Origin of the sequence: Youxingia wuxianensis, from assembly GCF_014385085.1 — a bacterium.
Taxonomy (GTDB): Bacteria; Bacillota; Clostridia; order Oscillospirales; family Ruminococcaceae; genus Youxingia; species Youxingia wuxianensis.
This window is the reverse complement of sequence record NZ_JACRTD010000019.1, coordinates 1-5,236: the sequence shown is the minus strand read 5'-3', so window position 1 is coordinate 5,236 and position 5,236 is coordinate 1. Positions and strand designations below refer to the sequence as shown.

At 51.3% G+C, this 5,236-nt stretch carries 3 tRNA genes and 3 rRNA genes; all 6 read left to right on the top strand.

Features of this window, described 5'->3' with window-relative positions:
* Positions 1-157: 157 nt before the first annotated feature.
* Positions 158-1,682 (top strand): 16S ribosomal RNA (locus H8705_RS13490).
* A 106-nt stretch (positions 1,683-1,788) separates the two neighbouring features.
* A tRNA-Ala gene (locus H8705_RS13485) sits at positions 1,789-1,864 on the top strand.
* A 133-nt stretch (positions 1,865-1,997) separates the two neighbouring features.
* A 23S ribosomal RNA gene (locus tag H8705_RS13480) occupies positions 1,998-4,829 on the top strand.
* A gap of 84 nt (positions 4,830-4,913) precedes the next feature.
* Positions 4,914-4,989, top strand: a tRNA-Lys gene (locus H8705_RS13475).
* Positions 4,990-5,008: 19 nt separating this feature from the next.
* A tRNA-Glu gene (locus H8705_RS13470) sits at positions 5,009-5,083 on the top strand.
* Positions 5,084-5,129: 46 nt separating this feature from the next.
* Positions 5,130-5,236 (top strand): 5S ribosomal RNA (rrf, locus tag H8705_RS13465); the annotation flags it as partial.

Genomic DNA, 5,236 nt, shown 5'->3' with positions numbered 1-5,236 from the left:
AAGAGAGCACCTTGAAAAATGAACAACGAGAGAAGAAAAGACCCTGAAAAGATGACTTTGAGGCGAAAGCCAAGAAGGCAAGAAGCAAAGACCAGCGAGAAGAAGCTGGATTAAAACTTTGTGAGATTTTAGCGTCCGGAAGGGCGATAAGATACAAAAAGCAAAGAGTTTGATCCTGGCTCAGGACGAACGCTGGCGGCGCGCCTAACACATGCAAGTCGAACGGAACCCTTACTGAGAAATTTTCGGATGGATCGGGAAGGCGTTTAGTGGCGGACGGGTGAGTAACACGTGAGCAACCTGCCTTTCAGAGGGGGATAACAGTTGGAAACGACTGCTAATACCGCATAATATACCGAGACGGCATCGTCATGGTATCAAAGGAGCAATCCGCTGAAAGATGGGCTCGCGGCCGATTAGCTAGTTGGTGAGGTAAAGGCCCACCAAGGCGACGATCGGTAGCCGGACTGAGAGGTTGAACGGCCACATTGGGACTGAGACACGGCCCAGACTCCTACGGGAGGCAGCAGTGGGGGATATTGCACAATGGGCGAAAGCCTGATGCAGCGACGCCGCGTGAGGGAAGACGGTTTTCGGATTGTAAACCTCTGTCTTAAGGGAAGAAAATGACGGTACCTTAAGAGGAAGCTCCGGCTAACTACGTGCCAGCAGCCGCGGTAATACGTAGGGAGCGAGCGTTGTCCGGAATTACTGGGTGTAAAGGGAGCGTAGGCGGGAGCGCAAGTTAAATGTTTAAACTATCGGCTCAACTGATAGTCGCGTTTAAAACTGCGTTTCTTGAGTGAAGTAGAGGCAGGCGGAATTCCTAGTGTAGCGGTGAAATGCGTAGATATTAGGAGGAACACCAGTGGCGAAGGCGGCCTGCTGGGCTTTAACTGACGCTGAGGCTCGAAAGCGTGGGGAGCAAACAGGATTAGATACCCTGGTAGTCCACGCTGTAAACGATGATTACTAGGTGTGGGGGGACTGACCCCTTCCGTGCCGGAGTTAACACAATAAGTAATCCACCTGGGGAGTACGGCCGCAAGGTTGAAACTCAAAGGAATTGACGGGGGCCCGCACAAGCAGTGGAGTATGTGGTTTAATTCGAAGCAACGCGAAGAACCTTACCAGGTCTTGACATCCGGTGCATAGTCTAGAGATAGATGAAGTCCTTCGGGACACCGAGACAGGTGGTGCATGGTTGTCGTCAGCTCGTGTCGTGAGATGTTGGGTTAAGTCCCGCAACGAGCGCAACCCTTATTACTAGTTGCTACGCAAGAGCACTCTAGTGAGACTGCCGTTGACAAAACGGAGGAAGGTGGGGATGACGTCAAATCATCATGCCCCTTATGACCTGGGCTACACACGTACTACAATGGCGGCTAACAGAGGGCAGCAATACCGCGAGGTAAAGCGAATCCCAAAAAGCCGTCTCAGTTCGGATTGCAGGCTGCAACTCGCCTGTATGAAGTCGGAATTGCTAGTAATCGCAGATCAGCATGCTGCGGTGAATACGTTCCCGGGCCTTGTACACACCGCCCGTCACACCATGGGAGTCGGTAACACCCGAAGCCAGTAGCCTAACCGCAAGGGGGGCGCTGTCGAAGGTGGGATTGATGACTGGGGTGAAGTCGTAACAAGGTAGCCGTATCGGAAGGTGCGGCTGGATCACCTCCTTTCTAAGGAGTAAACCGGTCAAGAGACCGGAGACTCTGGTCAGCAGGGACTAGAAAGCTCGTTGTTCATTTTTGAAGGCGCTGAAAAGTGTCTTCATGCGTCAACTGTGGGGGTGTAGCTCAGCTGGGAGAGCACCTGCCTTGCACGCAGGGGGTCAGGAGTTCGATCCTCCTCATCTCCACCAACGCACCTTGAAAATTGAACAATGAAGAAAAAGCAACTGCGAAGTTTTACGAGAGAAATACTTTTTTTTTGAAAAGAAAAAGGGTAAAGAAACTACAAGTAAAGCCGAAGTTTAAGAGAACCAAAGAAAGCATGGTCAAGCTAAGAAGGGCACAGGGCGAATGCCTTGGCACCAGGAGCCGAAGAAAGACGTGATAAGCTGCGAAAAGTTACGGGGAGCCGCAAATAGGCCTTGATCCGTAAATGTCTGAATGGAGCAATCCGGCAGGAGTAGAGACCTGTCATCATATACTGAATACATAGGTATATGAGGGGAACCGCCTGAACTGAAACATCTAAGTAGGGCGAGGAAGAGAAATCAACCGAGATTCCGCAAGTAGTGGCGAGCGAACGCGGAAGAGGCCAAACCACAGGGAGCAATCTTTGTGGGGTTACGGACTGCAGAAAGCATAGCAGAACTCTAGCTGAACTGAATGGGAAGTCAGACCGAAGAGCGTGAGAGTCGCGTAAGCGAAAGAGAGAAGCAGCGGGCAGTATCCAGAGTACCGCGGGACACGTGAAACCCCGTGGGAAGTCGGGGGGACCACCCTCCAAGCCTAAATACTCCCTGGTGACCGATAGAGAATAGTACTGTGAAGGAAAGGTGAAAAGCACCCCGGGAGGGGAGTGAAAAAGTACCTGAAACCCTGCGCCTACAAGCACATAGAGCGCGTCAAAGCGTGATATGGTACCTTTTGTAGAATGGTCCGGCGAGCGTATGTATCTAGCAAGGTTAAGTTCTTCAGGAACGGAGCCAAAGGGAAACCGAGTCTGAAAAGGGCGAAGAGTTAGATGCATAGGGCCCGAAACCGGGTGACCTATCCATGTCCAGGTTGAAGTGAGAGTAAAATCTCATGGAGGACCGAACCAACCGTCGTTGAAAAGCCGGTGGATGAGGTGTGGATAGCGGTGAAATTCCAATCGAACCCGGAGATAGCTGGTTCTCCCCGAAATAGCTTTAGGGCTAGCGTTGTATTAGATTACCGGAGGTAAAGCACTGAATAGGCTAGGGGCCGAGAGGTTACTGAACCTTATCAAACTAAGAATGCCGGCTAATTGATGTACAGCAGTCAGACTACGTGAGATAAGTCTCGTGGTCAAAAGGGAAAAAGCCCAGACCCACAGCTAAGGTCCCAAAGATGGTTTAAGTGGAAAAGGATGTGGAATTGCTAAGACAACCAGGATGTTGGCTTAGAAGCAGCCACTCATTAAAAGAGTGCGTAATAGCTCACTGGTCGAGTGACTCTGCGCCGAAAATGTAACGGGGCTAAAACCAACACCGAAGCTTGGGATACGTAAAACGTATGGTAGGGGAGCGTCGTATGCGGGGTGAAGTACGAGCGAAAGCGCGTGTGGACTGCATACGAGTGAGAATGCCGGAATGAGTAGCGAGAATTATGTGAGAATCATAATGGCCGAAAGTCTAAGGTTTTTGGAGGAAGGTTCGTCCGCTCCAAGTAAGCCGGGAGCTAAGGCGAGGCCGAGAGGCGTAGCCGATGCACATACGGTAGAAATTCCGTAGCTGTCAAAATATTTAAGCAGAGGGACACTCTGAAAGGGTATGACCCAGGCGTTGGTAGACCTGGGCGTAAGGGACCGAAACATAGTAGGGAAGCATACCTGGCAGGAGGCGAGAAAAGCTCTGTGAATATATGAGACACCCGTACCGCAAACCGACACAGGTAGATAGGATGAGAATTCTAAGGCCAACGAGAGAAGGGTTGTTAAGGAACTCGGCAAGTTGACCCCGTAACTTAGGGAGAAGGGGTGCTCTGGAGACAGAGCCGCAGAGAAAAGGTCCAGGCGACTGTTTAGCAAAAACACAGCTCTATGCTAAATCGAAAGATGACGTATATGGGGTGACACCTGCCCGGTGCTGGAAGGTTAAGAGGAGATGTGCAAGCATTGAATTGAAGCCCCAGTAAACGGCGGCCGTAACTATAACGGTCCTAAGGTAGCGAAATTCCTTGTCAGGTAAGTTCTGACCCGCACGAATGGTGTAACGATCTGGATACTGTCTCAACAGCCCGCTCGGCGAAATTGTAGTACCGGTGAAGATGCCGGTTACCCGCGACAAGACGGAAAGACCCCATGGAGCTTCACTGTAGCTTAATATTGGATTTCGGTATTTCATGTACAGGATAGGTGGGAGACTGAGAAGCCAGGACGCCAGTCTTGGTGGAGTCGACGTTGGGATACCACTCTTGAGGTGCTGGAATTCTAACCTGCGGCCATGAAACTGGCCGGGGGACAGTGTTAGGTGGGCAGTTTGACTGGGGCGGTCGCCTCCAAAAAGGTAACGGAGGCGCTCAAAGGTTGGCTCAGCATGGCCGGAAACCATGCTTTAGAGTGTAAACGCGTAAGCCAGCCTAACTGCGAGAGAGACATTTCGAGCAGTAACGAAAGTTGGAGTTAGTGATCCGGTGGTATGTGAGTGGAAATGCCATCGCTCAACGGATAAAAGCTACCCTGGGGATAACAGGCTGATCTCCCCCAAGAGTCCACATCGTCGGGGAGGTTTGGCACCTCGATGTCGGCTCATCGCATCCTGGGGCTGAATTCGGTCCCAAGGGTTTGGCTGTTCGCCAATTAAAGCGGTACGCGAGCTGGGTTCAGAACGTCGTGAGACAGTTCGGTCCCTATCTGTCGTGGGCGCAGGATATTTGAGAGGAGCTGTCCCTAGTACGAGAGGACCGGGATGGACATACCTCTGGTGCACCAGTTGTCGTGCCAACGGCATAGCTGGGCAGCTATGTATGGATTGGATAAACGCTGAAGGCATCTAAGCGTGAAGCCAACCTCAAGATAAGATATCCCACTGGAAAACCAGGTAAGACCCCTTGAAGACTACGAGGTTGATAGGTCTGAAGTGTACGCATCGTGAGGTGTTTAGCTTGCAGATACTAATCGGTCGAGGGCTTGACCAAGCAGAAATTTGGTTAAAAGAGTTGCGGGAGTATTCATTGTTCGATTTTGAGGGTGCGTAGGAAAGAATAGGGCGTTAGAGATATGCGCCATTAGCTCAGTTGGTAGAGCAGCTGACTCTTAATCAGCGGGTCCCGGGTTCGAGTCCCTGATGGCGCACCAAGCCTTAGGAGAAGGATTTGGCCCGTTGGTCAAGCGGTTAAGACTCCGGCCTCTCACGCCGGCGACACGGGTTCGATTCCCGTACGGGTCACCAACATCTTTTTGATAGAGGCAGGGTTTCCCTGTTTTTATATGTTTTGGCTGGTGTTTATTACGATGAGGTCCCACCTGTTCCCATCCCGAACACAGTAGTTAAGCTCATCCGTGCCGAAAATACTTGGGGGGAAACCCCCTGGGAAAATAGGTC